This window comes from Mucilaginibacter sp. P5_A6, from assembly GCF_056400585.1.
Window position 1 is genome coordinate 1 of the sequence record NZ_JBFUKZ010000086.1, and the last position, 1,231, is coordinate 1,231.

At 42.6% G+C, this 1,231-nt stretch carries 1 protein-coding gene; it reads right to left on the minus strand.

What is annotated here, in order from left to right; translation table 11 throughout:
• Positions 1–173: 173 nt before the first annotated feature.
• The coding region (locus AC1DO4_RS27835) for a glycoside hydrolase family 3 C-terminal domain-containing protein (RefSeq protein ID WP_477421042.1) at positions 174–1,231 on the minus strand (1,058 nt) is incomplete at its 5' end.

Sequence of the window (1,231 nt, forward strand, 5' to 3'; positions counted from 1 at the left end):
TCCTGGTAATAACTTTTTCATCATGAAAGTCAATATCATTTATTGTGTTTATTACACTTATTTAATAAAACCAACTGGGGGCATTTGCATTGAAAATCATTTCTGAGTTTATCGGTATTCGGAAGTCCGGTTCACAGATTTTCCATAAACTTCACACTGCTTCTGAAATGAATTTATTTAACCAGGATTTTTACTGTTTTTGAAATATTGCGTGATGAATTACCTAATTGAAGAACAAATTCGCCGGCTTCAACTTTCCATGATTTTGTTGTTTCGTCATAAAAAGCGAGGTCGCCAACCTTTACATCCATTTGAACTGTTTTCGTTTCGCCGGGTTTTAAAAATATCTTTTTAAAAGCTTTAAGCTCTTTTTCRGGGCGCAATACAGAGCTAACCGGATCGCTTACATATAATTGCACAACTTCGGCCCCATAACGGTCGCCTGTGTTTTTAATGGTGAATTTTGCATGGACRGTTTCATTTTTYCCGTAGCTTTTTTTATCAGCCGAAAAATGGCTTATGGAAAAATCAGTATAGGAGAGCCCATAACCAAAAGGAAATTGCGGTTCAATTTTCTTGGTATCGTACCAGCGGTAGCCAACCAGGATACCTTCTTTATATTCGGCCGTAGCGCCTTTACCCGGATAAGTATTTAAAGCGGAAGCAGGAGAATCTTTTAACGATACCGGAAAAGTAAATGGCAACCTGCCTGAGGGGTTTACAACACCCTTTAATACGTCGGCCAGTGCATTGCCGGCTTCTGAGCCATTAAACCACGACCAAACAACCGCATGGTTGGATTTTTTGATTTCATTCAGGTTATACGGAGCGCCGGCCATGATTACGATAATGGTATTGGGGTTAGCTGCAGTAACCGCGGTAACCAATGCCTGTTCACCAAAAGGCAGTTCCAGGCTTTTACGGTCATGGGCTTCGCTTTCATATTCACGATTGGAACCGATACATAAAATGGCGACATCGCTGGCTTTCGCAAGCGCTACCGCCTCGTCAATCAGTTTCTGATCGGGCTGGTCATAGCCGCGATTTTGTTCATCACTATTACTTGCCAGGTAGTTTGCTTTATAGCCYYGGGCAAAGCTGATGCTGGCCGTTTTACCGAACCTTGATTTTATACCGTCTAATGCTGTTATCTCGTGTTGCGCTTTTACACCGGCCCCATACCCGCCCAAAGCAAATGTGCGGATGGCATTATCGCCAATGACGGCGATGC